Here is a 23,975-nt window from a genome sequence, read left to right on the forward strand (position 1 = left end):
ACGGAATTGGCCGAGCGGCACAATATGTCGCGCATTGAAAAGCCGTCATGCATGGGAGAGATCCCGCCACGGCAACGGAGGAACACATGACCGACCATAGCAATCTGCCGCCCGCCCCCGAAGGGCGAATCATCGGATGGGCCCACAGCCGTTTCGGCAAGTCCGAGGCCCCGGATGTCGAAGCGCTGATGGCCGAGGTCACCGGCGCCGCGCTGGATCACGCCGCCATTCCTGCTGATCAGGTCGAGGGGATTTTCGTCGGCGTCTTCAATGGCGGTTTCCAGAAGCAGGGTTTCGAGGCGGCGCTGGTCGCGCTTGGTGCCGAGGGGCTGGCACATACACCTGCCGTGCGGTTGGAGAATGCCTGCGCCACCGGCTCGGCGGCGATCACGGCGGCGCTGGATTTCATTGGATCAGGCCGAGGGCGCGTGGCGCTGGTGATCGGGGCCGAAAAGATGACCGCCACGCCGGGAACCGAGATCGGCGATATCCTGCTTGGCGCCTCTTATCGCGCCGAGGAAGGCGACATACCGGGCGGTTTCGCGGGTGTCTTTGGCGGCATCGCCAACAGTTATTTCCAGCGCTACGGGGATGCCTCGCGCGAGCTTGCGATGATCGCGGCCAAGAACCATGCCAATGGCGCGCTGAACCCTTACGCGCATATGCAGACGGATTTCGGCTTCGATTTCTGCAATACCGTCAGTGACAGGAACCCCATCGCGGCGGGACCGCTAAGGCGCACCGACTGCTCGCTGGTCTCGGACGGGGCGGCGGCGCTGGTGATCGCGCATCCCGATATCGCCACGGATGCCCCCCGTGCCATCGCATTCCGCGCGCAGCGCCAGGCCAATGACTACCTGCCCTTGTCGCGACGCGATCCGCTGGAGTTTGCAGGGGCAAGGCGGGCATGGGCGCAGGGGCTGGTGCAGGCGGGCGTGTCGCTGGACGATCTGTCGCTGGTCGAGACGCATGATTGCTTCACCGTCGCCGAGCTGCTGGAATACGAGGCCATGGGACTGGCCGAGCGCGGGCAAGGCGGGCGGGTCATTGCCGAGGGCATAACCGCGCGGAGCGGCAGACTGCCGGTGAATCCATCGGGAGGGCTGAAATCGCGCGGCCATCCTATTGGCGCGACCGGCGTTTCGCAGCATGTCATGGCCGCGATGCAACTGGCCGATGAGGCCGGGGCAATGCAGATCCCGGATGCCTTGCTGGCGGGGGTCTTCAATATGGGCGGGGCCGCGGTCGCGAACTATGTCTCGATCCTCGAGAGGGTGAAATGAGCCTGCCCTGTTCCACCCGAACGATGAACCTTGGCCACCTTTTGGACCAGACCGCCCGCCGTCTGCCGGATCATCCGGCGATGATCTGGGGCGAGCGGCGCTGGAGCTGGGCGCAGATGCGCGCCCGCGTGGACGCGATGGCGCGGTTGCTGGCGGCGCGGGGCGTGGGCAAGGGCGACCGGGTGCTGGTGCAGTCGCCGAACAACAACCAGATGTGGGAAAGCCTTTGGGCCTGCCTGAAACTTGGTGCCATCTGGGTGCCCGCGAATTTTCGCGGTGCGCCGGACGATCTGCGCTGGATGGTGGAACTGGCGCAGCCAAAGCTGCTGATCTGTCATGCCGATTACCCGGACCACGCCGATATGGGCTTGCCGGTGCTGGCCATCGGGCAGGCCGGTTTCGGCCCGGATATCGACGAGGCCCTGGCTGCGCAGAGCGATGCCCCGCTGCGTGCGGCGGATGTGGAGCGCGACGATCCGGCCTGGCTGTTCTTTACCTCCGGTTCGACCGGCAAGCCCAAGGCGGCAGTGCTGACCCATGGGCAGATGGGTTTCGTCATCGCCAATCACCTTGCCGACCTGATCCCCGGCACGGGCGAGCGAGACGCCTCGCTGGTCGTTGCTCCTCTCAGCCACGGCGCGGGCATCCACCAGATGCTGCAGGTGGCGCGCGGCGCGGTGACGATCCTGCCGGAAAAGGGCTTCGACCCGGCCGAGATCTGGCGGCTGATTCAAACGCATCGCGTCTCCAACATGTTCACTGTGCCGACCATCGTGAAGCTGCTGACCGAGGATCCGGCGGTCGACCGGTTCGACCATTCCAGCCTGCGCCATGTCATCTATGCCGGTGCGCCGATGTATCGCGCCGACCAGATCCGGGCGCTGGAGAAGCTCGGTCCCGTATTGGTCCAGTATTTCGGATTGGGAGAGGTGACGGGTTGCATCACCGTTCTGCCCGCGCGGCTGCACGAGACTGGCGAGGGATGGGCGCTGGAGGGATCCTGTGGCTATCCCCGCACCGGTATCCAGGTCGAGATCCAGGACGAGGCGGGCAACCCCTTGCCCCCCGGCGAGACGGGTGAGCTTTGCGTCACCGGCGGGGCGGTTTTCGCGGGTTACTGGAACAACCCTGAGGCCAATGCCAAGAGCTTCCGCAACGGCTGGTTCCGCACCGGCGATCTGGGCCATATGGACGAGCGCGGCTTTTTCTACCTGACCGGGCGCGAAAGCGACATGTATATCTCGGGCGGCTCGAACATCCATCCGCGCGAGATCGAAGAGAAATTGCTGCTGCATCCAGATATCGCGGAATGCGCGGTGCTTGGCATGCCGGATCCGAAATGGGGCGAGATCGGCGTGGCGATCTGCGTGACGCGGGGGGGTGCTCGGCCCGATCTGGAGGCATGGCTGGGGCCGAAGATCGCCCGCTACAAGCTGCCCAAAAGGTTCCTGTTCTGGGAGGCGCTGCCGAAATCGGGCTATGGCAAGATCACCAAGAAGCTGGTCCGCGAGGAACTGATCCGCCGCGATGAAGAGGCCGCAAATGGCTGATATGTTGCGCCATCCTGGTCCGGCGGATGGCCCGCGCCTGTTGCTGGCCCCAAGCCGGGCCGAGCGCCGTTCCGTCACGCTGGCAGCCGGAAAGCCGCTGGAGGCCGCCATTGCCGAGGCTCTGGAAGGCGCCGACAGCGCTTGGATCACATTCGCCGATGCACGGGGCGACCTGCGTTTCGTGCTGCCTGACCGGGCGACGGACGGGCTGCATGGCGCGTGGTATTCCGCGCCCCGGGATCTGCCGGATGCGCCGATCCACCGGGCGGGGATTGTCTGGGGCTGGCGCGAAGGCCGGGTGTTCGGTCATTGCCACGGGCTTTGGGGCGGGACGATGGGGCATCTGCTTTTGGACGTTTCGCGGCTGACCCGCCCGGTTCAGGCTGATGTCCTGTTGTTTCCAGATGCGCGTTTCACGGCAGAGGAGGACCTTGAGACCGCCTTCACCCTTTTCAAACCGGCAGGCGGGATTGCCGGAGATGCGAGTTCTGCGCTCTTGCGGATCGCGCCGCATATCGATCTTTGCGCCGGAGTGACGGATGCGGTGAGGGAACTTGGCTGGCCTGGCGCTCGGATCGAAGGCATTGGCAGCCTCAATACGGCACGCTTTGCCGATGGCTGCGTGCTGGACAGCCATGCGAGCGAATTCCTGGTCTCGGAAGGGCGGGTGGCTGACAGCGCGGCCGATATCGCCATCGATATCGTCGGGATCGATGGAATCCGCGCCTCGGGGCGGCTTGAACCTGGACGTAATCCGGTCTGCGTCACGGCGGAACTGATCCTGCTGCGCGACGGATAAGGCTATGGCCGCATTTCAAGCATATCTCCGGCCTTCGCGAAAGACGGTGCTTGGCATGGCTTGGTCGGCGCATTTTACATCGTTTCGGTTTTTCGTTGAAACACCCAAACGATGCAAGTTTTTGTTTTTACGCATTTCCGGACGCGTTGAGGCAGGATCGAAAAACAGTCCGGGGGACTGTTTTTCTGTCGAAACGGTATCCACTTTTGCTGGAAATGCTTTAGCCGGGAAACAGATGGTCCAGCGCCCGTGTCAGCGGTGATGCATCGCGTATCGACAGGCGAACGGGCAGGGCCAGAACCTTTGGACGAAATGCGCGGGGCAGGCGCACTGCGTCCTTTTCGGTGGTGACAAGCTGCGCGCCCAGTATCTTTGCCTCGTTCTCCAGCCGGGTCAGCAGGGCGGGGGTAAAGGGCTGGTGATCGTCCAGTGCCTCGCCCCGCACCAACTCGGCGCCCAGATCCTTCAGCGTGGCAAAGAACTTCTCGGGATGACCGATACCGGCGAAAGCCAGGACCCGGTGCCCCTGCCAGTCAATGCCAGTTTGCAGGGGCGCGAGTTCGCCCCGCAGATGCGGCATGTCACGGGGGGATTGAAATCGCGCCTGCGCCTCGGCATTGCCGATGGACAGTAGCAGATCGGCGCGGGCGAGGCCGCTGGACACGGGCTCGCGCAGCGGGCCGGCCGGCAGGCACAACCCGTTGCCAAAGCCCTTTGCCGCATCGACGACGATCAGCGAAAGGTCATGCGCTAGGGACGGGTCCTGGAAACCGTCATCCAGAATGACCGCCTGAGCCCCCGCCATCGCCGCCGCCTGCGCCCCCTCAGCCCGGTCGTCCGAGACCCAGACCGGCCCGAACGCGGCCATCAGCAGGGGTTCGTCCCCGGTAAGTGCGGCGTCGTGATCGCGCTCGTTCACGCGCAACACGCCCTTGGAACTGCCGCCATAACCGCGCGACACCACATGGACGGCGATCCCGCGCGCCTGCAATTCCTGCTGCAGATGGATCACCGTCGGGGTCTTGCCGGTGCCGCCCGCGTTCAGATTGCCGACACAAATCACCGGAACGCCGGCGCGCCGCCTCGCCCCCTCAGCCAGCCGTCGCGCTGTCGCGCGGGCATAGATTGCTCCAAGCGGCGAAAGCAGCCGGGCCCGCAAGACCGGCGGGCGGATATACCAGAAGGCGGGTGCGCGCCTCATTTCCCGGTCTCCTCCAGCAGGTCCAGAACCGCCGAGGTGATCTGCATCGCCACGCCCGCGCCACCGGTGCTGACCGACCACGCGTTGCTGGCAAGCTCGGCCACGAGATCGGGCTGGGTCAGCTCGGCCACGACCTCGGCCAGGGTCCCGGCGCCCGGCACCAGCCGCGCCGCCTTTCCGCCATCGAGCTGCTGCCATTCGGTCTTGAAGCGTCCGGTGGCGGGGCCGTGAATAACCGCCGATCCAAGGGCGGCCGGTTCGAAAGGATGGCGTGTCAGTTCATCGTCACCACTCAGGGTGCCGCCGATATAGGTGACGGGGGCAAGCCGATACCACAAACCCAGTTCCGCATTCGTATCCGCGATCATCACCTGCACCTCGTCGGTGGGCTCCTCGTCACGGTCGCGGCGGGCGACGATCAGGCCGCATTCCTCGAAACGTCCGGTCAGCGCATCGATTCTACCGGGGTCGGAGGGAACCACAAATAACAGCGAGCGGTGCGACTGGCGCAAGGCGGCAAGATGCGCGGCCAGCACCGCCTCTTCCTCCGCGGGCGGAATGCAGGCTGCCAGCCAGGAATGACGACCTCCGAGAAGTTCGGCGAGGATGGCGCGCTCGGCCTCGTTACAGGGCAGCGGCTCGTGGATCTCCGCCACCGGTCCGGCCATGCTGACCTGCGTGGGAGCAATGCCTATATGCCGAGCGATATGGTGACTGGCCGTGTCGGTGACAAAGATTCGGCTGATGGATGCCAGCAAGTCGCGGCGCATCCCGGCGCGCAGGTTCCAGCGGGTCTCGCGCCCGTCGAAACGGGCTTCGCCCATGATCACCGGAAGGCCCAGATCGCCGGCACTGACCACCAGTGCCGGGGGCAGGTCCGAACCCAGAAGCAGGACGGCGAAGGGCCGTGCGCGCTCAAGCAGATGTCGCATTGCCGTGCGATCGGTTTCCTGATCCGGCATATCTGCTGCGTTCAGGTCAAGAAACCGTAGGCCGGGGCGGTGCTTTTGCAGCATCGCGCGGATCCGCGTTGCTGCCGAACGGCTGGACTGTGAGGCGCTGAGAGCCAGTAACGGCCCCTCCCCGGCAGGGAGCGGCGGAAACGGTCGAGCCGGGTTTTCATGGCGCAGATGCAGCCACAGGCCAAGCCGTCCCAGCCCCGCCGCCATCATCAGTTGCCAAGTTCCTCGGTCGGACCGGCCGGGGTTTCCTCGTCCCGCAGACGATGCAGATGGGCGATGAAATAGCGCGTATGGGCACTGTCCACGGTTCGCTGCGCCTCGGCCTTCCAGGCGCTGTAGGCCTGTTCGTAATTGGGAAATATGCCGACATAATGGATGTCGTTGGTGTCGCGGAACTCGGTTCGCTGCGGATCGACGAGTTCACCGCCGAAAACAAGATGAAGTCGCTGGCTCATGTGATCTCCTTGGGGTTCGGATATTGGCCGAACCTAGCGCGGAGCAAAGCGAAGATGAAGCGGCTTCGGCGGTCGAGGTAAGCGCGGCATTCACCAAGCCGCGGTTTTTCGACCTTGCCTGTGACCTGCCGGGTCAGGCGCTGCGTTCAGGCCGGAATTCTGCCATGCGCGATTGTTCGGCACACCAGACCATGACCCCTTGCACGGCAGCCAGCCACAGGATCGGGATGAGTTCGATAACAACCCTGTGCTCGACGATTCGCCCGACCAGCAGGGCCGATGCGAATAACGGGATGCCAAAGGCAAGCAGGGCGCGCTTCAATACCGGATCGACATGACGGTGCAGCAGCAGGACCACGAGATAGAGTCCGGCGCCGAAGCGCACGAGATAGATCAGCAGATACAGCGGATCGGAAAACAATTCGAGATTCTTCAGGAAATGGTTTTCGTAATTCGTCGCGGGAATCGCCGCGTGAGAATTTTCAAGACCGGGCGCGAACCATTTGACAAGGCCATGAACCGTCGCGAAGACTGCGGCCTGTGCGGCCACGCATAGCACCAGCAGGTTGCGCCCGATCACGCCGAAACACGCGACGAAGAAGGCCGGCAACATGAACAGCGTTGTTTCCCGGTTGACCGTGGCAAGCGCGAACAGCCCCAGATAGGCAAGAAAACGGCTGCTGTCGGGACGGTCGGCGAAACGCTTGAGCAGGATGACGAGGCCAAGAATGAAGACCGCGGCGGGCAGGTCGTAGACATAGCGGAAATAGGGAACCAGCTTCCATTCGCCCAGCCCCAGGTCCCCCCCATTGGTCGAGAGGCTCGAGACGACCTTGAAATCCGGGACGATCAGGTGCATCGCGACGGGCACGACAACAGTCATCGCCAGAAGACGGCGGGGCAAACCGGGCGGGCCTATCCTGAAGGCGCGCAAGCCGCAATGGGCGATGACGATCAGCATCATCCAGGCGGCCACTTCGGCGGCGGCGAAAAGCAGGTGCAGGTCCAGCCAGGGCGCGGCCTTCTGGATCGTTCCCACGATCGCGGGCATCAAGATGCGCTGCTGGAAGGGACTGGCGGCCTGCAACTCGACCATGCGTTCCGGCGCGGCCCATTTCCAGACCGGAGAGGCGGCGTAATGAAAAACGGTCAGGGGGATGGCGAAGGCCAGCAGACAGAGATACCAGCCAAAGCGCAGCGCAAAGCCCTGTGCGTCGGTCCCGTCGCCGCCTGCTGTCTTCTTTACCGGATTTATCGTGCTCACCACAGCTTCTCGTCCCGTTGCTAAAGATCGACGGTTCCAAAACACCTATAAACACGCACTCAACCCGCATACTACTTTGCGGTTCCCCATCGGTGTCTCCATGAGCGGTTCCATGACATGACCGATCTGCCGGCGGCGCAGTGGCTTGAAGATGGTTGGAAATAAAATCATTCTGAATCAGTTTGTTGATCAAGGTTTGGCCGGCATTGGGCAACGCGCAACAATTCGCCGAAGCGGCGTGCAAACCGTGCCGTCCGGCGAAGCGGGACGGATGCCGGCAGGGGTGGCGACCGTCTTGCGTTCGGGCGAGACAATCGATTTGATCGGTTTTCGGGGCTGAATGGAATGGAAGGATGATGGCTTGCATGGAAAGACCCGCGCCAAGCTGGGCCGCGATTGACCATCCGGCGGGTCTCCGCAAAGCGGAACCCTCACGCTCGGCCGCCGCGCCATGACCGGACTCAGGCTTTACAAGTGCCTGCGGAACATGCGCGACGAGGCGATCCGGCGACCGGCCTACAGGGTGGTGTACGCTCATGCGCTGACCGTGGCGCATATGGACGGTCGCCTGATTGCGGACGATCACCCCGCATGGGCCGCGATCCATGCCGCGATCAAGGCCGCACGGGAGGGACAGCCCGGTGCACTGGATACGATCGAACGAGAAATCTCCCGGCTCCGGGACAGGCCTGTAAAGCCGTCGGAGCGATGAGGCATATGTTTTCCCGACTTCCGGACCCGCGAGGCTATCGGCCGAACCGGCCTTTGAGCCGCCTTTCTGTGGCGAAACTCCTGCATCCCGGGGCTTTGAGCACTGCTTTGCAAGCGCAACGAATGCACATGCGCCACTGTCGCGGCCAATGTATTGCATGATTGGGACGAATACCCGAAGCGGGGTATCGCCAAGGCTGGTCCAGCTTTGCGAAACACCTGCTTCGTGGCTGTCCGAAAAGCGAAGCTGCTGGAGGGTGGAACCGAGCATGTATCCCGATCTCTATCTGATGCGCCATGGCCAGACCGAATGGAACCTGTCGGGCCGCATGCAAGGGCGCCTCGATTCGCCGCTGACCCGATTAGGGATCGAGCAGGCGCAGCGGCAGCGGGAACTGACCGGGACACTCGAAGGTCATCGTATTGCCAGCCCACAGGGCCGCGCGCAGCAAACAGCCGGAATTGTGTTCGGCAACGGGCGCTTTGCAACCGACGACAGGTTGCGCGAGATCGATATCGGCGATTTCACCGGCCGCCGGATCGAGCGGTTGCGCGTCGAGCAGCCCGATATATTCGCAGGCGGCAGGCTGGACTGGTATGATCGCGCGCCCGGGGGGGAGCATTTCGCTGCCCTGGCCAGACGTGCAAGCGACTTTCTCGATAGCCTCACGGAGCCTGCGCTTATCGTGACGCATGGCATTACGCTTCGCATGCTGCGGATTCTGGCGATGGGCTGGCCGCTGACCAGACTCGGGGAATTGACTGTCGAGCAAGGGGCGGTGCATGTCGTCCGAAAAGCTGTGCATGAGGTCTGGCGCTAGCAAACGCGACAGGCTAAAAGCGATTCCGGGGGCGGTTAGCTCAGCTGGTAGAGCGCTTCGTTTACACCGAAGATGTCGGGGGTTCGAATCCCTCACCGCCCACCAAAATATTTCATTAAATTCAGCTAGCTAGAACGTGTTTCGTTGCGGTTTTCGAAGCGTGCGCAGGTTCACTGAGCTTTAAGTCGCACGGCGGAGGCGAGCTACAGCGGAATCTGAGCCTGCTTAGGCGGTATGGCTTCTGATTCCGGGGAGAAGGATCAAGCGCCATTCGTCATCCGCGCTACCCGATTTTACCATAGGTTTCACGTCGTGTGGGTCGCGAAATATCGCTACAGGGTCCTGCAGGGCATCATGCGGGAACGCATCAGGGTAATCATCCGGCAGCCAAGCGATGGGATGGAGCGCCTATCATGCGCGGTTCTGGAAGTGATCATGTCCACATGTTCCTGTCGATCCCGCCGAAACTGTCGCTGTCGGAGGCTCTGCAGCGGATCAGGGGGCGGTCGTGGCGTCCAGACGGAGTTCCCTGAACTGCGCAAGCGCTATCGGGAGAGGCGGCAGAGTAGGCGGATCCTTTACTCGCCACCGTTGACCAGATGGTGAATACTACCTAAGCAGACGCGCTGGATACAGGTGGCGAGGCGACAAATGAGCTTTGTGATCTTCGTCAACGGTCTGGCGTTTCTGTTCTTCGCGATACTGATGATCCTGGATGCGGCGATTTTCCCGGCCACTGGTTCCGTTTTCCTGTTTTCGGGAATGCTTTGCGGGATTGCGGGCGGGATGACCGCGGTTGCCGGGGCCTCCGACTGGTCGGGCTTCCGTCGGCTGCACGCGTTTCTTCTGACCTCGACGACTTGGGTTTCCGCAGCTCTGGCCGGAGCCATGCCGCTATGGCTTTGGGGGCTCACCCCCGTAGATGCCGTTTTTGAATCGATGTCGGGGATCACCACCACCGGGTCGACGGTAATGACCGGGCTCGACACGACGCCCAAAGGGGTCCTGTTCTGGCGCGCCCTTTTGCAGGGGATTGGCGGTGTCGGGTTCATCGTAACCGGCATGGCCCTTTTGCCGATGCTGCGGGTCGGCGGCATGCAGTTGTTCCGAACGGAAAGCTCGGACCAGGCCGACAAGGAACTGAAAAGCGCCTCACGCTTCGCATTGGCAACACTGATCGTCTATCTGGGCCTGATTCTGATCTGTGCTGTCATCTATGCTTTGGGCGGAATGACAGCTTTCGACGCGATCACCCATGCGATGACGACCCTGGCCACCGGCGGGTACTCGAATTACGACGCGTCTTTCGGACATTTCGAAAGCCCGTTTCTGCAGTGGTCGGCAACGGTTTTCATGGTGCTGGGGGCCTTGCCCTTTGTCTGGTATATCCGGGTCTACACGCGCAGATCACTACGGAGCGAGCAGATTGGCATGATGATGGCAAGCCTCATCCTGTCCATCCTTGCCATCTCGCTGTGGCTGGCCCTCTTTGGCGATCAGAATTTTTTCGTGGCGATGCGGCTGGTGGCATTCAACGTCGTATCCGTTGTCACCACAACGGGCTACGCGACTACGGATTACACGGCCTGGGGAAGCCTTGCGGTCGCAATCTTCTTCATGCTGACCGCTGTCGGTGGCTGCACCGGCTCGACTGGCGGAGGCATCAAGGCGATGCGCTGGATCGTCATGGCCCGGGTTTTGAAGGCTGAAATCGCCCGAATCTACCAGCCGCATATCGTCAAGGTCATTCGCTATGAAGGGCGCGTGGTCGAGCAAGATGTGCTAAGTGGCGTCATCTCCTTCGTCACGATCTATTTCGCGACCTTCGTGGCCATGTCCTTTGTGCTGAATCTTGTTGGTGTCGATTTCACCAGCGCGGTCAGCGGAACACTTCAAGCTTTGGGCAATGTCGGTCCGGGTGTCGGCCCGATCATCGGCCCCGCAGGCAATTTCTCCACGCTGAGTGACCCGGCAAAGCTGATCCTGTCCCTGGGCATGTATCTTGGGAGGCTTGAAATACTGACGGTGTTTATCGTGTTCATGCCGGGCTACTGGCGGTCATTGCACTGACCCGTGCCTGGTGAAGCCCTAAACCGTTCCTTCAAGCCCCTTCATCATCTGCCGCAAATTTCGCTGCCACGTCCTGCAAGATTTCGCGTCATGCCACATCGAAGACGGCCGGGCATGAACCAACCTTGCTTGCCGGAGAGCCGAAACTGCGAAATGTGCTTGGGTTCAGTGAACCTGTGTGAACCTCGAAACCCCGGGCAAACCCAGAACATCCATTGCTTGAGGAAGCGTTCTATTGGCCAAATACCGATATCCTGGCGGGCGACGGTTTCGTTTATACCGAAGATGCCGGGGCTTCGGGCCCATCACCGCCCTTCATTTTCCATGGCTTAGCCTGTCATTCCCCGCCTGCTTCCAGTATCCGGGCGGGCCTGTTCCCAATTTCCGGAATAGGCGGCAAGGTCCCGCTGTTCATATATTCAACTCCGTGTGGTGGGGATGATACCGTGCCACTTGCCGGAAGAGATGGTCGAGGGTCGTCAGGCCGGGACCTGTGGCGGGCAGGCCGCTCGTCCTGATTGTCCGATGATAACGGTATGGAAACAGGGTTGCCCGTGCTTATTACTCGGCGATGGCATCCGGGTCGCCTTGGCATCGAAGCCCTGGGGCAACTGCTCAGACCAATTCACTGGCTCGAAAACCGAATCTCGGTTGCAGCCACAGATAGATGCCGGACCATGACAGGCACCATGCGGCATAAGCCACGGCCTGTCGCTCCAGGTTGATGCCCAGGTCGATCAGAATCCCGGAGATGCCCGGCCCGAGCGCGGTTGCCGCCACAAGCGCCGCTGTGGCAAGGGACCGCACGGCCCCGATATGCGCGGTGCCGTAAAGTTCGACCCATAGCGCCCCGATGATCGGATTCATGACGCCTTGCGTCAGGCCGAAGCACAGGAAGATGAGCGGGATCGCCCAGACCGGATGCAGAGTTGCCACGAGTATGCAGGCCAAGGTCAGCGGCAGAAGAAATATCGGCATCAGCCGCCATGCCCCGATCCGGTCCACCATGAAACCGGCGGCCAGCGAGGCCGCCGCTACGGTCAGGGACATGACCGGGAAGAACGCGGTATAGGTCTCGATCGGCCAGCCTTTCAGCGCGGCCAGATTCGCCTGGTGAAAGACGAAGAGCGTGCCGATCCCGGGCATGGACATGATGCCCGGCAGGATCAGGAAGAACAGCGGATCGCGCAGGACCCGGGCGCGCGACCAGTTCAGCCCGGTCGGGACGTCGGACAGCGCCGCGTCGGGATTGACCGCTCCTGACTGCCGTGCCCGTTTGCTGTCCGGAGGATCGTGAAGCAGGAAAAGCAGCAGTGGGATCAGCGCCACCACCAGGAAAATTGCCGTCGCGATCCAGACGCTGCGCCAACTGAAGGCGAGGATCGAGATCGTCAGCGTGAATGGTAGCAGCGAATCCCCGATGGTGATACCGAAGGCGGCAAACGAGATCGCCCGGCCTCGAAACCGGTTGAACCAGCGGGCCATGGCGGTCATGGCGATATGCATCAGCATGCCCTGTCCGAAGAATCGCAGGAACACCAAGGCCAGAACCAGAAGCGGCAGGCCGTCGACCTGCGACATCAGGATGGCTGTGACCGCGAGCCCTGCAATCGAGGCGCATGCCAGTTTCAACGGCGCGATCCGGTCAGCCAGCACACCGGCAAAGACCAGCCCGGTGGCGCTGATCAGCGTCGCCAGAGTGTAGATCGCGCCGAATGCCCCATTGCTCAGCCCGAATTCCGCGCGCAGCGCAGCGTTGAACTGGGCGATGAAATTGGTCTGCCCCGGCATCGTCGCCAGCGTCATCACGACCCCGCCCAGAATCCAGCGGACCTGTGGGCGTGTTAGCTCCGAAAGCGGCGGCGACTTCGGCCGTATGTCTTGCATGGGTGCCGTCTTGAAATCTGGATTGCGCCTTGCAGCAGTTCGCCGAACCGCCGGTAACGTTGGCTATGCATATACCTCGGTGATCGGGGTTTCCAGCCCCGCTAACCAGGAGCACTTGTGGACTCGGCATCCCGATGTGCCAGTAGACTCGCGTGACGAACCGCCAAGTGATCGCTTGTTTGCCAGGTATTCCCGCTTGGCCAATCTTTGCCGGTGCCGCCTGGCCAACGGAACCTGAACTTGCTTGCTGCTCCTATACGTGGCCAGTTAAGTCAATTGCGTCATTCACCGGAGAGAAACTTGAAGCTAGCCATATTTGTTGCCGTGCTCGCGGGATTGCCCGCGCCGCTTCTGGCTGACGAGCATTACGGCAGCCTCCCCATGCGGGAATTGCTCGATCAGTGCGAGGCCGCAGTAAAGGAAGATCCGTCAGGCAATGTCGCGAAGGGGGCCGGGGAGGCGCTGCTGGACAGGGAGGGCGTGATTTTCAACCTGCGGGACTCGTCCCGGGGCATGGCTTGCCTGGAGGAGATCTATGGAGAGGAATTTGCCTTCGACCCACCTTCGGGCAGATTCATGAGAATGTCCGAGACGATCCCTGTCGAGGGAGCTCGGCCGGAACGTCCGAATCCCGGCAAGATGTATGAACGGCGCTTGAGAGCCGCCTGCTACGGGAAACTGGCGGAGGACGAATTTGCAGCGCTGACCGAGCCGCTATGTGCGAAAATATTCAAGTCCGAAGGATTATCGGACGAGTAGGGCACACGATTTGTTTCCGCCGGCATCAAGTGCCGCAGACAGGCGCAAGATCCCTGGAAGGGGTGAAAGCCAGCCATCAAGCATACCGCCATTCCTGAAACCTTACCGCCGGTTGCGGGAGCGGGCCGGGCCGTCATATCGATACGCTGCCCGATATTCCTTAGGCGTGCTGCCGGTGTGATTTCGGAACATGCGGGCAAGATGGCTTTGGCTGGCAAAGCCACAGCCGGCGGCGATTTCGGCGATTGGTGTCGGCGTTCGCAGGAGTTCCTTTGCCAATTCGATCCTTCGCGTTGTGATCCAGCCATGCGGCGATATTCCCCGGGACATGCGAAACATCCGGTGGAAATGGAACTCCGACAATCCAGCGATCCGGGCCAGGTCCGCCAGGCGGATCGAGGAGTCCAGATTGGCCTCGATCCATTCATCCACCCGGCGCAGGACATGGGGCGCAAGACCGCCGCGCAGGTTGATCTGGCGGCTCGGAAGATGGGCGATCAGTTCGGCAAGCGCGGTGTCCGCCAGCAGCGTTTCGCCCATATCCGCCGCTCGGGCCAAGTGCCCCAACGGGCCAGACATGGCAGGAATATCGGCAAAAGTATCCTCGCGCATATCGAGCCTGCGAGCGTCGCAATCATGCGTCATGGCATAGGCGGCGCGTAGCTCGGCATCGGGCATATACAGATGCACGAAGCGAAACGAGGTCGTGATCTCCCATTCCGATCTGTGACCTTCCGGCATGACGCAGATGGCGCCGGGCCAGCCGTGAATCGCCCCTGCGTCCAGTCGCCGGGTTCCGGTTCCACCATCCAGGTAATAGCTGAACGTATGCCCCAGGGGCGCATCATACACCATGCGATCGTCATGGTTTTCCCATATCGTCACTGCCCGCCCCGCCCCCAGGTCGAGGCGGGCCAGTGTATGGGCAAAGCGGGAATGCCCGAGGAAATCCTGCACGGTCTGACGCATGAACCAACCATAATCGATGCCTTGGAGGGGCAAAAGCCGGAGGCGGCATTATACCGCAAGATCGTGCAAAACCCGGGCTGCTGACCGGGCTACACAAGCGCAAAAAAAGGATCAGCGCATGAATGCCTTTCTGTTTGCCTCCACCGTCCTGATCTGGGGCACTACCTGGATCGCCATAGCCTTTCAGGTCGGGGATGCACCGGTCATCATATCGGTGTTTTACCGCTTTGCCCTGGCGGCGGTGCTGTTTCTGGCCGCCCTTGCCGTGTTTGGCAGGCTGAAACGGCCTGCGGCATGGCGTTTCGTGGCGCTTCAGGCGCTCTGCCTGTTCTGCCTCAACTTCATCGGGATATATAATGCCACAGCGCTTATTCCTTCCGGCCTCGTGTCGGTGATCTTCTCGCTCGCCTCGATCTTCAACGCGATCAATGCCCGTATCTTCTTTGGTGATCGCATGACCGGGCAAACGATCCTCGCCGGAGCGATCGGTGTCTGCGGATTGGTGCTGCTGTTCTGGCAGGACATTGCGATATCGCTTGATCCGGACACGATACGCGGCATCGGATGGGCGGCCCTGGGCACGATGTTCTTTTCATGGGGCAACATGGCGTCACGCCATAATTCGTCTCTGGGGATTACACCTGTGACGGCGAATGCATGGGGAATGGGGATCGGGGCGGTTGCCTTGCTGATCATCATCTTTGTTTCCGGCCATTCCCTGGTCGTTCCCAGTGGAACCGTCTACTGGATCGCCCTGCTTTACCTCTCCGTGATCGGGTCCGTGATCGGCTTCACGACCTATTTGCTGCTGGTCAGCCGTCTCGGCTCTGCCAGGGCAGGCTATGCGACGGTGCTGTTCCCGGTGGTGGCGCTGCTGGCTTCGACCCTGTTCGAGGGATATCAGTGGACACCGACCGCGATTGCGGGTGTCATTCTGGCAGGGTTTGGCAATCTGGTGATGTTCCGGCGGCGCCGGAGTCCGACGCTTGTAGGCAACCGCCATGCTGACGCATGACCGGCCCTTCAGTTGATCTCTCGAAAATCCGGTCGGACTTTGGCAGGGGGCGCCTGCCGAAGCCGGATCCTTACCAGCGATGACGCAAGGTCGCCGAAATCGACCTGTCCGGATTATGGTAATCGGCTGAATAACGGCCGATAATATGCTGTTTTTCAAGCATATTGTGGATGTTGATCGCCAGTTCCGTGTCCTGCGTCAGGTCGTAGCTATAGGGGCACCCAGCAAAACGGCCGCTTCGCTCTTGCCGTTGTCATCCGCGCCACTGGACCGGCGGCAGATCTGACCCGGTTTCCTCGGAGCTTGTCAGTTTTGACGATTTTATGACATTCTGGTCGCCTATCCAGTATGGCCCGTAACCGGCGCCCATGTTTGTTTTCCCATATTCGGACGAAACGGAGCGACAGGCTTTCGAGAACAGGAACGGAGGGCTCATGTCTCCATCGCGCGGCAGATCATGACAGTTACGCTTGCGAAACAATCATATTTTACCGGTGATCTGCGGCAAAACCTGTTGGAGTCATGCATCGGCAGGCTCAGGATGGCGCCAAGGCAAGAGGTGGTCCATACCGGCTTCTCAGCATATGACACATTCGACGGACAACTGGCCAGGGAGGGGTGGTTGCTGATCGGAACGGGCGACAAGCTTTGCCTGCTGGGAGAGAAGATCGATCCGATCTGGCAAAGGGGCGCATTGCCCGGTTTCACTGCCGATATGGGCGATGGTCCCGTAAGGGAGGTGCTTTTGGGGATCGTTTCGCCGTTGCGGCGGCTGATGCTGATCGGCGAAGGTGATCTGGATTGCCGGTTGCTGGCGCTGCTGGACGACGAGCACAAGACCCGGGTTCGGTGCGAGTGCTGGACATTTATGACCAAGGCAGGCCCAACGATAACGCGCATAGCGTTGCAGGGCGTCCGGGGCTATGACAAGGCCTTCTCAAGACTATGCGCTCGCCTCGGCGGGTTCGAGAATGCCCTGTCCGTGGAAATGGTCGCGGGCAGGCTTTTTCCCGGCACAACCGGCTATGCCGCCAAGCCCGCCATCGATATCGCCCCGGACGGGACCGCCTTTGATACCGCCGGCGATATCATTCGGAACTACATCGCAGTGGCGCGCCAGAACGAGGATGGGGTGATCGAGGATATCGACAGCGAGTTCCTGCATGATTACCGCATCGCGCTGCGCAAGATCCGTTCAGTCTTGTCATTGTTCAGGAATGTCTACGCCGCCGATTTCACCGATGACCTGAAGGCCCGCTTCAACACCCTGATGGCGCGGAGCGGACGGCTGCGCGATCTGGATGTCTATCTGATCCAGCGCGAAACCTATCTGGATCTCGTTCCCCGGGACATGCAGCCGGGACTGAAAATGCTGTTCGAGGAATTCGCCGCAGAGCGCACTATTGAACAAAGGCGTTTTGCAGCGCATCTGCGCAGCGACGGTTACCGTCGCGAGATGCGCGACCTGATCCGGTTGTTCGATACGCCGGACAGCAGCCTGCCAAAGGGACCGAAGGCCGATCAACCCGCATTGGACTATGCCCGCGTGATGATCTGGAAGCGTTACCGCAAGGTCTGCGCGACCGCCGCGATCATCAGCGACGCGACCCCGGATGAGCAGATTCACGAATTGCGCATCCATTGCAAGAAACTGCGCTACCTGATCGAATTTTTCGCGCCATTATTCGCTGCGGACGAGATCAGGATCCTGATCAAGCCTTTGAAAAAACTGCAGGATACGCTTGGCGATTTCAACGACTGCTCGGTTCAGCAGGAGGCTCTAGCGAATATTCTCGATGGGTTGGACGAAACCTATGCCGATCGCAAGCTGGAGATCGCGAAAAGCGTGGGTGCGCTTCTGACGATGCTCGATCAGCGCCAGAAGAGGGCGCGCGGCCAAGTCACCGCATATTTCATGGCCTTCGACAGCCCGGCCACACGGGACGGGTTCGAGAGGCTGTTCAGGACAGGAGGGGGAGCATCATGAAAACCATCGCCTGCTATTCGAACAAGGGCGGGGTCGGCAAGACGGCCACCTCGGTCAATCTCGCCCACTCGCTTGCCTCGGCCGGATACCGGGTGCTGCTTTGCGATCTAGATCCGCAGGGCGCCTCGGGGTTCTACCTGCGGGTGAAGCCGTCGAGGAAACTGAAGGAGGATCGCTTCTTCAGGGATGTGAAACGATTTACCGGCGCCATTCGTGGCAGCGACTACGATAATCTGGACATTCTTCCCGCGAACATGACATTCCGCGAATTCGATATTTTCTTGTCGCGGATGAAGAATTCGCGCTCACGGCTGAAGAAGGCGCTGAAGGCGGGCGGTGGCGATTACGATATCATCCTGCTCGATTGTCCGCCGAATATCTCGATCCTGTCGGAAAACGTGTTCCGCGCCGCGGATCTGGTTCTCGTGCCGGTGATCCCGACCACCCTGTCCGAACGCACATTCGAGCAGCTTCTGGATTTTTTCCGTCAGCGCAATCTGAAGCACAAGAAGGTGATGGGCTTCTTTTCCATGGTGCAGGCGACGAAGAAGCTGCACGGCGATACGATGACGCGGATGCTGGGCGCCTATCCCAAGCGCTTCCTGGCCGCCGCCATCCCATTTGCCGCCGATATCGAGAAGATGGGCATCCATCGCGCCCCGGTCGCGGAATTCACCGGGAAACGTGGCGCCGGAAAAGCGTATGACGCGCTCTGGCGCGAGTTGATGGAGCAGCTATGACAACCGAGGCGATGGAGATCGAACGCAAATTCCTTGTGGCAGCGCTGCCCGATCTGGGCGCGGCCAAACCGGTTGCGGTGCGGCAGGGTTACCTGACCCTGCCCGCGGATTCGGTCGAGATGCGATTGCGGCAGAAGGGAAGCAAGCTGCTGATGACATTGAAATCCGGCGAGGGAATGGCTCGGGAAGAACGCGAAACAACGATTACCCAAGAACAGTTCGACATCTTCTGGCCTGCCACCGGGGGCCGACGGATCGAAAAGACCCGCTGGACCGGGAATCTATCCGACGGCACCGTCTATGAACTTGATATCTTCGAGGGCAGTCACGCACCGTTGCGCCTGGTCGAAGTCGAATTTGACAGCCTGGCCGCTGCCCGATCCTTCACTCCGCCCGACTGGTTCGGCTCCGAGGTCACCGGGGAGCGGGGCTATTCCAACAAGGTCATGGCGCTCGAGGGAGCGCCCGCCTCTCCATGAGTCCCAAGGCCGTGCCGTTACCACGCGGCACCCCACGGTTGGCAAGCCGGGCTTGGCAGCATGCCATGAAGCCTGGAACAATGCCTTAACTGGGCAGTGAACCCGGAGCGATCTGCCCCGAAATTCACCGCCCGGTCCTGTTTCACTCCACAGTAATGGTGATCATCTCGGACGCCACCGGCGGATCATGCGGAATATGGTTCATGTCACCCAGAACCAGTTGCAGCGTGTGCTCTCCCGGCTCAAGCTCCAGCGTCGTCTCGGTTTGACCACCGCCGAAATGAACGTGGTGGTCGTCATCCGGCAGGCTCTCATCCAGTTCCGCCGCCCCGGCCTCGCCCTCGCCAAGCGGCGGACGGTCGACAAGTATATGGTGATGGCCGGTGTTTTCCTTTTCTGTCCCGGCAGGGGCTATGCCCATATTGCTGAGACCGAAGATTACCTTGACCGGAGAGGAGACCACGGCCCCATCCTCGAGATTGACGAAATAGACGCTGGCCCCTTCAGGCGAAGGCGTTTCGCCAGCCGATATGGCTCCGGCGCCTGCTGCCAGGCCTGCCGCGCAGATCATCGTTGCCAGAATGGCTTTCATCGGCCTGCTTCCTCCTTGACGGAAATGTGAAAATCCGGGATGGCCGCTCATGTGTTCCGGCCCAAACCGCCAAGCATCTGGGACAAGTTGCCCAACGCGCCCTCACCGCCAATTTGCGACAGCACCGCCAGAACCTGATCGATCGGAATGCCGGTGGCATTCGCTGCGCTCTCTGCGGTGTCACCATCCTCGCCCTGAAACTGGCCAAGAGCCGAGAGGATTTGCTCGACCTGTTCAGAGTTCAATCCCACCTGAGACGCGATATTTTCAAGGTTCAACCCCTCACTGCCGCCTGCGCCGAGAAGATTCTTAATACTATCAAGGATTCCCATTTCCTATTTCCCTGTAATTCAATCATTTCTAACGGTTGCGTCCCTTTGAAAGCGTGGCGTCGGTTGTGTCCGCTGCCGGAATTGTGTTGCCCGACTGTCGCAGAATCCCGGCTGCGCGTCAAAGCCCAAACAGGACCGGCAGGCAGAGGGCCAGCAGCTATTTGCCTGTCACTTGCGTCACGGTCCGCGCGATTTCCCTGGAACCCGATCTATATATGTGGAAGGAAATCGCGAATTCCCGCCCAGTCAGCAACCCGGGAAAGACCCGTGTTGCCGACATCGGGGTATTGCTGGCCTTCCTGAAGGCGAGGAGGATCGCACCACCGTCGTGCCGACGGGCCCCATGCCGCTTGGTGTGCGAGGCTCGGCAACATCATCTGAGCGTCAGAAGTTCAACGATCGGATTGTGCGCGATCATTTCGTTCTGGAGTTGCTCATGTGCCGCATTCACGGGGTCGATGCCATCCTTGTAGGGGCCGATCGCCAGGCGCGTTGGGCGCGTGCCAAATTCCATGCCAGCAAGTTGGATAACGGCGTCCGCGACGTCCTGGGGATCGAGTTCCGGATCGGGTTCGAGCCCGGCAAGCATGGCTTCGATGTGAGGAGCGTATGTCTCCATCCTTGCCCGGCCGCCAGCATCCAGATTGGCAATCATCTCTTCCCAATGGCGCTTCGCATTGGATTGCAATTCGGTTGGATAGGCGCCGGCGGGCTGAACGACGCTGACCTCGATATCGGAGGCCGCCACCTCGTAACGCAGGGCGTCGGCAGCGGCTTCCACGGCCAACTTCGAGGCACAGTAGCCGCCAAGCATCGGGTCGATGGCACGACCAAGCGCGCTCGACATCTGGATGATGGTGCCGCGCCCTTGTTTCCGCATATGCGGCACGACGGCACGATACATTCGGTGCGCGCCGGTCGCATTGGTCTCGATATTGGCGTTGAAATAAGACGGTGGTTGCAACTCGACGGGGCCGGGCACGACGATCCCGGCATTGCTGACCAGCACGTCGATGCGTCCGGCAATCTCGATGGCCTGAGCTACTCCCGCCGCCACGGAGTCATCGCTCAGCACGTCCATCTCGACGATCTCGAGACGGAGGTCCTCCTGCTTGGCCAATACCCGCAATTCTTCCGCTACCGGGGCATTCCTGCTGCTCGCCTCGCGCATCGTGGCAATCACATGCGCTCCGTCACGGGCGAAACCTTCTGCCATCTGACGGCCGAAGCCTGAACTGGTTCCGGTTATCAATACGACCCGGCCGCTTTCAACCACCCCGGTCTGCGCCCAACCGGGCCGTATGGTCGCGAGGGTGGCAAGGGCGGCGCCTCCGGCAATCACATGGCGACGCGAAGTGCTCGACAGATTGTTTCCGATGCTGTCATTCATTGTCCTGTTTCCTTGAATGAGTTGGATTGATCGATATGCGCAGCGCGCAGAAGAAGGCAGGCACGCCTGGTCGAAATGCGCGGTGCTCGCACCCGGGGGAACAGCATTCGTGTGGCGTGCGGGATGGTGTCATTCACTATCCTCGAACTGATAGACATTGGTGAAACCTCGCTGCATGACCTGACCACCAAACGCTTGGTATGAGGCTCTGCTTCCGGTGGGTATGACGGTCTCGCGGCCGATGACCGGGCTCACAATTGCAGAAGCCGCGAGAGCAAATCTTTCCAACCCGATTGATCATGATGGCCGCCCGACTGCTTGAGGCAGGTGCAGGTTGACACAGGCAAGATTGTCTGAGTAGAGATTACAATTGAAAATAACAGTTACATAAACATCAACAATAAGCCGGGTAACGCGTCCGATCGAATAACCAGCCCCCGATCCGTTGCAATTGCGGCAATCTGTCCCGGCATTGGTGTAGACCGTCATGGATTTGAACCATATTTCGGTATTCGCGCGCGTTGTGGAAACCGGCTCCTTCTCCGCCGCTGCCCGAGCCCTTGGCACACCGAAAGCGACCATAAGCCGGAATGTGGCACAGCTTGAGGCAACGCTCGGTGCGCGGCTGCTTAATCGGACGACCCGTCGTGTCGAGTTGACGGAACTGGGTCGCGCCTTCTACGAGGAGGCGTCCAGTGGCCTGGCAGCGTTCGCGACCGCAAGGCAAAGGATCGATGCGGCACAGGCGGTTCCAAGCGGCACCCTGCGCATCGCGGCCCCGGTCGCGTTCGGGACCCGCAACCTGATGGGTTGGATTGCCGAGTTCCTGGAGAAATACGAACAGGTGCGCATCGAGTTGAGGCTGACGGATGATCCGATTGATCCGGTTACACATCGCGTCGATATTGCCTTCTGGACGAGGCGTCCCGCCAATTCGAGCCTGATCATCCGAACTATCGGCACGACGCGCCTGATACTGGTGGCGAGCCCCGCCTATTTGGAGAGACGCGGGATACCGGCCCGCATACAGGACCTGCAACACCATGACTGTATTGCCTTCGGTCCGTCGCTCGACGCGGAGCGATGGCGCCTGAAGGGGCCAAGGGGGTGGATCGAGATCAACGTGTCGGGCCGCATCGCGGTGGAAGGTTCACATGCCGAGATTCAATCCGCGCTCGCAGGCCTCGGAATTGCGCTTCTGCCGATGGCCCCGATCGCGGATCATCTTCGAAACGGAGAGCTGCAGCAGGTTCTACCCGATTATGGTATCGATGGCGGAACCCTTCGCGTTGTCCATGCCAGCAATCGGCATATGCCAGCGGCCCAACGGGCGTTCCTCGACTTTGTCGCTCGAAAAGCGGAAAAGTAGACTGGGGCACTCGCTGTAGTCGGGGTGGAGAGCTGCCATTTGCACATGGGCTGACGACCTGCCACGCAGTATCCCGGATAAGGAACTTTAAAACATCTCGGGCGCGGTCTGTGCCTGATCAGAACCAGGCCTCATTGATTTTTGGTGCCTGTCGTGATTCAGAGTACTAATGCTTGGCGGTGATCCGGCACCGGTTCCTCTGGACTCTGCCCGTGCTCCACCTGACGCAACACACAGGCAGAAAGGCCACCGATGCTGGCGAGGTAGTCAACTGTTGCGGCTATGACGAAGCAGGTGGAGACGACGCAGAGGGCGAAGCGCATCACGACACCTTGCCAAAGGGAGGAAGAATCGAGAACAAACCTTGCCCGAAACTTGCCGCATGTGCCTGCGTGTTCTTGCACCGTTCTGAGCAATGACAGAGCAAACGCAAGGGTGCTGTCTTGCTCAGGTGCGTTGATCCGTTAGGAGTTTTCTGGTGCTGCGAGAGAGGATTGAACTCTCGACCTCTCCCTTACCAAGTGTCAGCATCCCGCGCAGAATAAGAGATAATCCGCAAAAAAGCGGTTTTTTGAACAGGCATGTTCCCGGTTTGTGCAGAGAATCCGGGTTCACGCAGGTTCATCGAACCCAAAAGCACTCCCCTAGTTTGCGGGAGGGGCGAGCATGACCGATCTGCCCGTTCTGTTCGTCGCCGGACTCGGGCGCTGCGGCACCACGATGGCGATGACCATGCTGGATGCCGGGGGGGGCCGATAACCGGTCCGCGACTATCCTATGAGCTGCCCGAACGGTGGCCCCTTATGCGACCAGATTCGGATTGGATCGCGGCGCAGGGTGGAAACGCAGTGAAATGGATTGACCCCACACGGTTCTGCGCCGTCACCTTCATCGCTCATCGCATGAACATCGGCCAGATGGAGGTAGCATAATGGTTGTGGGATGACCATTGGAAAGCGGTCCCGTCATTTCTGCGCCGTAGGAGGTCGAAGCTGTTGCGCCGATATCGCCATTCTTTCGGTGACACTCCGTTCTGGGATTACCCGGCAGGCTCTCCAAACCGGATCGAAGCCGCGCGCCCGGACAGGATGCTGCGGCAAGTAACCTATTTGGCGCGCTCCCCAGTTGGCGCCGTCAAGGCGTTGAAGTTTCCGTGCCGCCACGCCAATACCAGCCCATGAAAACGACCCAAGACGGGCTTTGTTGCGCAAAGGGTTGACGGGATTCATCTTGTGAATCCAGCGTGATATCTTTGGGCATGAGCAGCTGGACCCCGACGAAATACAAGACCACGAACTGGTCGTTCTATAATTCCGCCCCGAAGCGCCGTGGCTCGCTGA

Annotated in this window: 23 protein-coding genes, 1 tRNA gene and 1 pseudogene; 16 read left to right on the forward strand and 9 right to left on the reverse strand. The window is 60.9% G+C overall.

The genetic code is table 11. The features are described from left to right. Positions 1 to 86: 86 nt before the first annotated feature. The 3 genes from C9E81_RS18950 to C9E81_RS18960 are packed head-to-tail and all read left to right on the forward strand — an operon-like array spanning position 87 to position 3,632. Positions 87 to 1,283: an acetyl-CoA acetyltransferase gene (locus C9E81_RS18950; RefSeq protein ID WP_122113919.1), complete on the forward strand. Its 1,197-nt coding sequence runs from the start codon at positions 87 to 89 to the stop codon at positions 1,281 to 1,283. Beyond that, the gene (locus C9E81_RS18955) at positions 1,280 to 2,833 is read left to right on the forward strand and encodes an acyl-CoA synthetase (RefSeq protein ID WP_122113920.1); all 1,554 of its coding nucleotides are present in this window, start codon (positions 1,280 to 1,282) and stop codon (positions 2,831 to 2,833) included. Before C9E81_RS18950 ends, C9E81_RS18955 begins: the two co-directional genes overlap by 4 nt. After that, on the forward strand, positions 2,826 to 3,632 hold the full coding sequence (locus tag C9E81_RS18960) for a hypothetical protein (protein WP_122113921.1): 807 nt from the start codon (positions 2,826 to 2,828) through the stop codon (positions 3,630 to 3,632). Before C9E81_RS18955 ends, C9E81_RS18960 begins: the two co-directional genes overlap by 8 nt. A 220-nt stretch (positions 3,633 to 3,852) precedes the next feature. Here C9E81_RS18960 and lpxK read toward each other — a convergent pair whose 3' ends face one another. From lpxK to C9E81_RS18980, 4 genes are all read right to left on the reverse strand, one after another. Further along, positions 3,853 to 4,833, reverse strand: coding sequence for a tetraacyldisaccharide 4'-kinase (lpxK, locus tag C9E81_RS18965; RefSeq protein WP_122113922.1), 981 nt, complete (start codon positions 4,831 to 4,833; stop codon positions 3,853 to 3,855). After that, positions 4,830 to 6,005: a 3-deoxy-D-manno-octulosonic acid transferase gene (locus C9E81_RS18970; protein WP_122113923.1), complete on the reverse strand. Its 1,176-nt coding sequence runs from the start codon at positions 6,003 to 6,005 to the stop codon at positions 4,830 to 4,832. Before C9E81_RS18970 ends, lpxK begins: the two co-directional genes overlap by 4 nt. Continuing rightward, the gene (locus tag C9E81_RS18975) at positions 6,005 to 6,250 is read right to left on the reverse strand and encodes a DUF4170 domain-containing protein (protein WP_122113924.1); all 246 of its coding nucleotides are present in this window, start codon (positions 6,248 to 6,250) and stop codon (positions 6,005 to 6,007) included. Before C9E81_RS18975 ends, C9E81_RS18970 begins: the two co-directional genes overlap by 1 nt. A gap of 133 nt (positions 6,251 to 6,383) precedes the next feature. Continuing rightward, positions 6,384 to 7,514, reverse strand: a complete 1,131-nt coding sequence (locus tag C9E81_RS18980; protein WP_147457634.1) for a hypothetical protein — start codon at positions 7,512 to 7,514, stop codon at positions 6,384 to 6,386. Between the two features lie 145 nt (positions 7,515 to 7,659). Here C9E81_RS18980 and C9E81_RS18985 point away from each other — a divergent pair, with 145 nt between their 5' ends. The 6 genes and pseudogenes from C9E81_RS18985 (at position 7,660) to C9E81_RS19010 (ending at position 11,116) form a co-directional block, all read left to right on the forward strand. Next, complete coding sequence (locus C9E81_RS18985; protein ID WP_147457635.1) at positions 7,660 to 7,854, forward strand: hypothetical protein; 195 nt, start codon at positions 7,660 to 7,662, stop codon at positions 7,852 to 7,854. Positions 7,855 to 7,965: 111 nt separating this feature from the next. Next, on the forward strand, positions 7,966 to 8,226 hold the full coding sequence (locus C9E81_RS18990) for a hypothetical protein (protein WP_122113927.1): 261 nt from the start codon (positions 7,966 to 7,968) through the stop codon (positions 8,224 to 8,226). Positions 8,227 to 8,494: 268 nt separating this feature from the next. Next, entirely contained in the window at positions 8,495 to 9,046 is a 552-nt protein-coding gene (locus C9E81_RS18995; RefSeq protein ID WP_122113928.1) for a histidine phosphatase family protein, read from the forward strand. 29 nt (positions 9,047 to 9,075) lie between these two features. Beyond that, positions 9,076 to 9,151 (forward strand) — tRNA-Val (locus C9E81_RS19000). A 154-nt stretch (positions 9,152 to 9,305) separates the two neighbouring features. Further along, positions 9,306 to 9,652: pseudogene (gene tnpA, locus C9E81_RS23710) on the forward strand (IS200/IS605 family transposase). 45 nt (positions 9,653 to 9,697) lie between these two features. Then, positions 9,698 to 11,116 carry a TrkH family potassium uptake protein gene (locus C9E81_RS19010; protein WP_122113929.1) on the forward strand — a complete coding sequence of 473 codons (1,419 nt, stop codon included), beginning with the start codon at positions 9,698 to 9,700 and terminating at the stop codon, positions 11,114 to 11,116. A 615-nt stretch (positions 11,117 to 11,731) separates the two neighbouring features. Here C9E81_RS19010 and C9E81_RS19015 read toward each other — a convergent pair. Beyond that, positions 11,732 to 12,922 carry an MFS transporter gene (locus C9E81_RS19015; protein WP_243698727.1) on the reverse strand — a complete coding sequence of 397 codons (1,191 nt, stop codon included), beginning with the start codon at positions 12,920 to 12,922 and terminating at the stop codon, positions 11,732 to 11,734. Between the two features lie 381 nt (positions 12,923 to 13,303). Here C9E81_RS19015 and C9E81_RS19020 point away from each other — a divergent pair, with 381 nt between their 5' ends. Then, entirely contained in the window at positions 13,304 to 13,762 is a 459-nt protein-coding gene (locus C9E81_RS19020; protein WP_122113931.1) for a hypothetical protein, read from the forward strand. A 102-nt stretch (positions 13,763 to 13,864) separates the two neighbouring features. Here the strand turns inward: C9E81_RS19020 and C9E81_RS19025 are convergent, their stop codons facing one another. Further along, on the reverse strand, positions 13,865 to 14,731 hold the full coding sequence (locus C9E81_RS19025) for a helix-turn-helix transcriptional regulator (protein ID WP_122113932.1): 867 nt from the start codon (positions 14,729 to 14,731) through the stop codon (positions 13,865 to 13,867). 118 nt (positions 14,732 to 14,849) lie between these two features. Between C9E81_RS19025 and C9E81_RS19030 the strand changes: the two genes are divergently transcribed. The 4 genes from C9E81_RS19030 to C9E81_RS19045 all read left to right on the forward strand — a co-directional run bounded on the left by C9E81_RS19030 (position 14,850) and on the right by C9E81_RS19045 (position 18,952). Then, the gene (locus tag C9E81_RS19030) at positions 14,850 to 15,746 is read left to right on the forward strand and encodes a DMT family transporter (protein WP_122113933.1); all 897 of its coding nucleotides are present in this window, start codon (positions 14,850 to 14,852) and stop codon (positions 15,744 to 15,746) included. Positions 15,747 to 16,287: 541 nt separating this feature from the next. Then, positions 16,288 to 17,733 carry a CHAD domain-containing protein gene (locus C9E81_RS19035; RefSeq protein WP_166461980.1) on the forward strand — a complete coding sequence of 482 codons (1,446 nt, stop codon included), beginning with the start codon at positions 16,288 to 16,290 and terminating at the stop codon, positions 17,731 to 17,733. Next, positions 17,730 to 18,473 carry a ParA family protein gene (locus C9E81_RS19040; RefSeq protein WP_122113935.1) on the forward strand — a complete coding sequence of 248 codons (744 nt, stop codon included), beginning with the start codon at positions 17,730 to 17,732 and terminating at the stop codon, positions 18,471 to 18,473. The genes C9E81_RS19035 and C9E81_RS19040 overlap by 4 nt, the downstream gene beginning before the upstream one ends. After that, on the forward strand, positions 18,470 to 18,952 hold the full coding sequence (locus tag C9E81_RS19045; protein ID WP_122113936.1) for a CYTH domain-containing protein: 483 nt from the start codon (positions 18,470 to 18,472) through the stop codon (positions 18,950 to 18,952). Before C9E81_RS19040 ends, C9E81_RS19045 begins: the two co-directional genes overlap by 4 nt. A 142-nt stretch (positions 18,953 to 19,094) precedes the next feature. Here the strand turns inward: C9E81_RS19045 and C9E81_RS19050 are convergent, their stop codons facing one another. The 3 genes from C9E81_RS19050 to C9E81_RS19060 form a co-directional block, all read right to left on the reverse strand. Then, positions 19,095 to 19,544 (reverse strand): DUF4399 domain-containing protein, encoded by a 450-nt coding sequence (locus tag C9E81_RS19050; RefSeq protein ID WP_122113937.1) that lies wholly within the window; start codon positions 19,542 to 19,544, stop codon positions 19,095 to 19,097. A 47-nt stretch (positions 19,545 to 19,591) separates the two neighbouring features. Continuing rightward, complete coding sequence (locus tag C9E81_RS19055) at positions 19,592 to 19,876, reverse strand: hypothetical protein (RefSeq protein WP_122113938.1); 285 nt, start codon at positions 19,874 to 19,876, stop codon at positions 19,592 to 19,594. A gap of 373 nt (positions 19,877 to 20,249) precedes the next feature. Then, positions 20,250 to 21,266: an SDR family oxidoreductase gene (locus C9E81_RS19060; RefSeq protein ID WP_122113939.1), complete on the reverse strand. Its 1,017-nt coding sequence runs from the start codon at positions 21,264 to 21,266 to the stop codon at positions 20,250 to 20,252. Between the two features lie 487 nt (positions 21,267 to 21,753). Between C9E81_RS19060 and C9E81_RS19065 the strand changes: the two genes are divergently transcribed. Together C9E81_RS19065 and C9E81_RS23405 are read left to right on the forward strand one after the other, a co-directional pair. Beyond that, the gene (locus tag C9E81_RS19065) at positions 21,754 to 22,635 is read left to right on the forward strand and encodes a LysR family transcriptional regulator (RefSeq protein WP_122113940.1); all 882 of its coding nucleotides are present in this window, start codon (positions 21,754 to 21,756) and stop codon (positions 22,633 to 22,635) included. 666 nt (positions 22,636 to 23,301) lie between these two features. Then, entirely contained in the window at positions 23,302 to 23,394 is a 93-nt protein-coding gene (locus tag C9E81_RS23405) for a sulfotransferase (protein WP_243698728.1), read from the forward strand. The last annotated feature ends 581 nt before the right edge of the window (positions 23,395 to 23,975 follow it).

The organism is Paracoccus alkanivorans (genome assembly GCF_003697785.1).
Taxonomy (GTDB): domain Bacteria; phylum Pseudomonadota; class Alphaproteobacteria; order Rhodobacterales; family Rhodobacteraceae; genus Paracoccus; species Paracoccus alkanivorans.

Excerpts from the sequence above, each read along its gene's own strand:
- C9E81_RS18950 (WP_122113919.1), top strand. The coding sequence starts at position 87 with ATGACCGACCATAGCAATCTGCCGCCCGCCCCCGAAGGGCGAATCATC.
- C9E81_RS18955 (WP_122113920.1), top strand. The coding sequence starts at position 1,280 with ATGAGCCTGCCCTGTTCCACCCGAACGATGAACCTTGGCCACCTTTTG.
- C9E81_RS18960 (WP_122113921.1), top strand. The coding sequence starts at position 2,826 with ATGGCTGATATGTTGCGCCATCCTGGTCCGGCGGATGGCCCGCGCCTG.
- lpxK (WP_122113922.1), bottom strand. The coding sequence starts at position 4,833 with ATGAGGCGCGCACCCGCCTTCTGGTATATCCGCCCGCCGGTCTTGCGG.
- C9E81_RS18970 (WP_122113923.1), bottom strand. The coding sequence starts at position 6,005 with ATGATGGCGGCGGGGCTGGGACGGCTTGGCCTGTGGCTGCATCTGCGC.
- C9E81_RS18975 (WP_122113924.1), bottom strand. The coding sequence starts at position 6,250 with ATGAGCCAGCGACTTCATCTTGTTTTCGGCGGTGAACTCGTCGATCCG.
- C9E81_RS18990 (WP_122113927.1), top strand. The coding sequence starts at position 7,966 with ATGACCGGACTCAGGCTTTACAAGTGCCTGCGGAACATGCGCGACGAG.
- C9E81_RS18995 (WP_122113928.1), top strand. The coding sequence starts at position 8,495 with ATGTATCCCGATCTCTATCTGATGCGCCATGGCCAGACCGAATGGAAC.
- C9E81_RS19010 (WP_122113929.1), top strand. The coding sequence starts at position 9,698 with ATGAGCTTTGTGATCTTCGTCAACGGTCTGGCGTTTCTGTTCTTCGCG.
- C9E81_RS19015 (WP_243698727.1), bottom strand. The coding sequence starts at position 12,922 with ATGACGCTGGCGACGATGCCGGGGCAGACCAATTTCATCGCCCAGTTC.
- C9E81_RS19025 (WP_122113932.1), bottom strand. The coding sequence starts at position 14,731 with ATGCGTCAGACCGTGCAGGATTTCCTCGGGCATTCCCGCTTTGCCCAT.
- C9E81_RS19030 (WP_122113933.1), top strand. The coding sequence starts at position 14,850 with ATGAATGCCTTTCTGTTTGCCTCCACCGTCCTGATCTGGGGCACTACC.
- C9E81_RS19035 (WP_166461980.1), top strand. The coding sequence starts at position 16,288 with ATGGCGCCAAGGCAAGAGGTGGTCCATACCGGCTTCTCAGCATATGAC.
- C9E81_RS19040 (WP_122113935.1), top strand. The coding sequence starts at position 17,730 with ATGAAAACCATCGCCTGCTATTCGAACAAGGGCGGGGTCGGCAAGACG.
- C9E81_RS19045 (WP_122113936.1), top strand. The coding sequence starts at position 18,470 with ATGACAACCGAGGCGATGGAGATCGAACGCAAATTCCTTGTGGCAGCG.
- C9E81_RS19050 (WP_122113937.1), bottom strand. The coding sequence starts at position 19,544 with ATGAAAGCCATTCTGGCAACGATGATCTGCGCGGCAGGCCTGGCAGCA.
- C9E81_RS19055 (WP_122113938.1), bottom strand. The coding sequence starts at position 19,876 with ATGGGAATCCTTGATAGTATTAAGAATCTTCTCGGCGCAGGCGGCAGT.
- C9E81_RS19060 (WP_122113939.1), bottom strand. The coding sequence starts at position 21,266 with ATGAATGACAGCATCGGAAACAATCTGTCGAGCACTTCGCGTCGCCAT.
- C9E81_RS19065 (WP_122113940.1), top strand. The coding sequence starts at position 21,754 with ATGGATTTGAACCATATTTCGGTATTCGCGCGCGTTGTGGAAACCGGC.
- C9E81_RS23405 (WP_243698728.1), top strand. The coding sequence starts at position 23,302 with ATGACCGATCTGCCCGTTCTGTTCGTCGCCGGACTCGGGCGCTGCGGC.